We start from the raw sequence: 3,902 nt of genomic DNA, 5'->3' as shown, positions 1-3,902 counted from the left end.
CTATTCCTCAAGGAGAAGGAGAGTTTAGCCTTGAAAAGATAGAACAAGGAGATTATAGCGCTTTCTTTATAGGATGTTCGAGGGAAGAAGTGCAAACCGCGATCGATAAGCAATATAAAAATATTTCCTTCAGGTTAAAAAGATGGTTAAAAAAAAGAGCTATCTAATATTTAACGACAAGATTCCAAGATTCAAGAATTTTAGGAGTGCGAGTAAAATTTACGCACTTGAGCAAACTAGCCTTTCTCTACAATATAAATAGCAGCGGAGTTATAGTAATGAGAAAAGGTAGGACGTTCTACGCGAAAAGGGTAGCCTGTTTTTGAAAGTATAGGCTCAAAGGCCATCGGCTGACCCTGTTCAGAGATATGTACAATAGAAGGTAGAGTGACATAGTGTTCAACTGAAGGCTCTAGAAACACGCAATAATCTTTGGCTACGCGAACGCATTCGGCGATCGCTTGTTCGAGAATTTCTTGACATTGCTCGAGAACAAAACAAGAAAATACAATATCCATTGAGTTATCTGGATAAGGCAGTTTCTCAAGGCTACCCTGAATAAATTCAATCTCAATTCCTTTGGCTTCTGCCAGTATTTTTGCACTCGCAACCCGATAGTCAGATAATTCCATCCCTCGAACGTCTTTTCCCAATCCTTTCAAATAAAGGGAGACAAAACCACTTCCCGAACCGACCTCGAGATAAGAGGGATCTCCTTCCATTTGGGCAAGGTATTGAGCAAATGCTAGTTTCCAATCTCTCGTTTCAACCATTTCTCCCTGACGATTTATAGAATACACCCAATCCTCATTGCCAGAAAGAGCAGGAACTCTCATCATGAGGTCTTCCCCTAACCCAACTCTGCCAAATAATTCGCGCACTTCTGCTTGAGGTTTTTCTTTTTCCTTGACCAGAAAGCCGTTATTTTTAAGTATGTTCATATACCTCTCGTTGATTTGCCTTTTATGTGCATTCCCGTCTTCAAGAGACAAGACTCGTTGTTCTATTTTTGTATTGAAAAAATCAATGCTCAGTTGTTTTACCCATGCGGTAATATCTTCCATCTCCTCATTACTAGGCTTCTTGCCTTCTTCATAAGGTAAGCTGGTTTTAAAATATTGTGCAGAGCGATAGAACAGGCTTAAAGCACACAAGGTATGAATAAACCATCTTTCGGGAGGGCTTTGCTGTTTGGACAAAGGTATATCTTTGTTAGATATATCTTTGTTAGGTATTTTGTTAGGGAAGAGCAGCGATCGCAAATTAGTCAACCACGATGTTCCAGTTTCCAATTCATCTGGACTGCTAAAATTATCCTCCTTAGAATCATCTGTATGATAATTATCTTCGTTATTGTCATACAAGATTACCTCTTGAATATCTAAAGATTTTAATTGCTCCAGATAAGTTTCTCGATTTAAAACCACGTCAAAGTCACACCGCACATACCAAATAGATTCAATGGAATTATCCTCTGAGAGGAATTTACCTTCATCAGCTAATACGACTTTTAGTTTCATTTTTTATGTTCCTAAGTTGTAGTATTCAATTAAATCAAAATATAGTATGGCAATTTTTTTGTAGTTTGCTGAAAATTTTCATGAGAGAGCGAAGAATTAATTTGAATAAAGTTTCATTATGAAAATCCATCAAATTCTCTGGCTCATTCCCGATCGCATTCTTGATCGCATTTCTCACTGCGATCGCTCGTCAAGTCTAGTTCTGACTTCATTCTATCATGATTCAATGGCCTTGACTCCTGAGTTCTTAAAAAAATTATCAGAAAAAATAGACTTAGTTGTTTGGAGTTTTGATGATGAAATATATAGCACATCACAAACAATTTATCAAGCTCAATCTGCTCATGCTATTATCACTACTGATTTCTATGTAGGACAAGAGATTGATTATTTTAGCGATATTGAAGAGTTGCTAGAAAAAGTTAAATTTTATTTAACTCATGATACAATCCGAGAAGAACTAGCAAAGGCTGCTTATGAAAAAGTTCATCGTGATGTTTTTTCCTTGAAGTCATTAGAAAATGTGTTCTTAGAACTCGAAAAGCAAGTTTTGCAAAAAAAAGAGATTTTTCGCAGCGACTATTTTCGATTTTTAGAAGTTTATTTTGCTGTTTTAATGGCAATCAAAATGATGCAAAATAAAGATTTTAAGTTGGCGATACATTTACTCCAAAAGTTTAATATTTTTAGTTTTCATCTTCGTCATATTTACCATCTCCTCCAAGTCTTTTTCGCCTTGGGTAAAATTATTTATAATAAGAATAATAAGAACCAGAAAGATGTCTTTTAATCACTACAAAAATATTTCTGATGTTTTGCAAGAATTCTCCCTCAATTATATGGAGGAAAAATTTATTGAAGAAAATGATGTTGAAATCGATTCTTACTTTCTGAATCGATTTAACTTAATCCTTAAAGAGGGAGTTGTTTTTAACTCAGAATATGCAATCTGTGAAAACATTATTGCTCCTATTTTAAGGGAGATTTGGTTGAAATATATGGAAAACCTAATGCTTTGGAGTCATCAACCTCTAACTTATGATGAAAACTTATCTGGAATTCCTGATTATATTGTAGCAAAACGTTCTCCTCGGGGAAAGATTATTTTAGAGAAACCTTATTTAATTTTAGTAGAAGCGAAAAAAGATAATTTTGAGGAGGGATGGGGGCAATGTTTAGCAGAACTCATGGCGGCTCAAAAGTTAAATAATGAGTCAGGAAAAAGAGTATTTGGTATTGTTTCCAACGGTAAGCTATGGGAGTTTGGACAATTAAAAGAAGAAACATTTACGAAAAATACGAAATCTTATCTTTTAGAAGATTTGGAGAAACTGATGGCTGCAATTAATTACTTATTTGTTGAAAGTATTAATTAAATTGCAGAATAAAATAGTCGATTGTAAGAAAATCAAGGGTATGCAGATGGATCGAATTTTTAAAACTGAAATCGAACAAGGACGACGTTTTGAGTTTGGTAAAAACTGGAAATGCTTTTTAACACTTTTGAATGAAGAGCGTATTATTGAAGCAGAAAATTCTCTCAAAGATAAATTAGGACTTACAGATTTGGAAGGGAAAACATTTCTAGATATTGGTTCGGAAAGTGGGTTATTTTCTTTAGCTGCGCGTCGGTTGGGAGGTCGCGTTCATTCCCTAGATTATGACCCAGATTCGATCGCCTGTACGGAAGAACTTAAACACTGCTATTGCGATCGCGATTCCCAATGGACAATCGAACGTGGGTCGGTGTTAGATACGGACTATTTAGCCGCTTTGGGACAGTTTGATATTGTTTATTCTTGGGGGGTATTGCATCATACAGGTCAGATGTGGAAGGCTCTGGAAAATGTCATTCCTTTAGTGGCCAATGGCGGTCGATTATTCATCTCAATAACGAGAATTTACACTACAATATTTAAAAACTTGTGCTGGTGGTCATGGCTGTAATGAATATGTGTTTCAAAAACAATGAAAAAGCTGGCATTTTTAATTCGTTCTCTCGATATTGCATTATTTTTGAAACTTTTTCTTCCTAAAACTCGCATTTTTTGGGGAGTGCGTGCTTCTAATTTAGATTTAAGTCAATATGATTGGTTTGAACGAATTGTAGATAATTTTAGTGTTGAGAAATTAGTCGCACAAACTGAGAAAATATTATTGTAAATTATTACTGTAATTCTTCTTTAAAAGACTAACCAATCAAACAATTCTCGTGCAGATAATTGCCAATCTGTTAAGCAGTCTAAAACGGGTAAAATTTCCTCACCCGACTTGATTTCTGGTAGGCGATCGCGGGTAAAGATAGTAACCGAGCGATCTTGCGGTTCAACAAGCCATCCTAACTGAGAACCATGCTGCAAACAAAAGACAATTTTCCCGATA

The 3,902-nt window shown here is 35.6% G+C and carries 6 protein-coding genes; 4 read left to right on the top strand and 2 right to left on the bottom strand.

Annotated elements, in window-relative coordinates; genetic code table 11:
- Nucleotides 1-236 precede the first annotated feature (236 nt).
- Nucleotides 237-1,520, bottom strand: a complete 1,284-nt coding sequence (locus tag JUI58_RS14680) for a class I SAM-dependent methyltransferase (protein ID WP_204104544.1) — start codon at nucleotides 1,518-1,520, stop codon at nucleotides 237-239.
- A 118-nt stretch (nucleotides 1,521-1,638) separates the two neighbouring features.
- On the opposite strand from JUI58_RS14680, the gene JUI58_RS14675 reads away from it, so the two are divergent.
- From JUI58_RS14675 to JUI58_RS14660, 4 genes are read left to right on the top strand one after another with little or no spacing between them, the layout of a single operon-like run.
- Nucleotides 1,639-2,310 (top strand): glycosyltransferase, encoded by a 672-nt coding sequence (locus JUI58_RS14675; protein ID WP_204104543.1) that lies wholly within the window; start codon nucleotides 1,639-1,641, stop codon nucleotides 2,308-2,310.
- A complete protein-coding gene (locus tag JUI58_RS14670; protein WP_204104542.1) occupies nucleotides 2,300-2,896 on the top strand; it encodes a hypothetical protein in 597 nt (198 codons plus the stop codon). The genes JUI58_RS14675 and JUI58_RS14670 overlap by 11 nt, the downstream gene beginning before the upstream one ends.
- 46 nt (nucleotides 2,897-2,942) lie before the next feature.
- Entirely contained in the window at nucleotides 2,943-3,467 is a 525-nt protein-coding gene (locus JUI58_RS14665; protein ID WP_204104541.1) for a class I SAM-dependent methyltransferase, read from the top strand.
- A gap of 21 nt (nucleotides 3,468-3,488) precedes the next feature.
- The gene (locus JUI58_RS14660; protein ID WP_204104540.1) at nucleotides 3,489-3,683 is read left to right on the top strand and encodes a hypothetical protein; all 195 of its coding nucleotides are present in this window, start codon (nucleotides 3,489-3,491) and stop codon (nucleotides 3,681-3,683) included.
- A 20-nt stretch (nucleotides 3,684-3,703) separates the two neighbouring features.
- Here JUI58_RS14660 and JUI58_RS14655 read toward each other — a convergent pair.
- Nucleotides 3,704-3,902: Uma2 family endonuclease (locus JUI58_RS14655; RefSeq protein WP_204104539.1), on the bottom strand; the 199-nt coding region annotated here is incomplete at its 5' end.

It is taken from the genome of Spirulina sp. CCY15215 (assembly GCF_016888125.1).
Lineage (GTDB): Bacteria > Cyanobacteriota > Cyanobacteriia > Cyanobacteriales > Spirulinaceae > CCY15215.
Note: the sequence above shows the minus strand (reverse complement) of the source record. Positions and strands in the feature narration are given on the sequence as shown.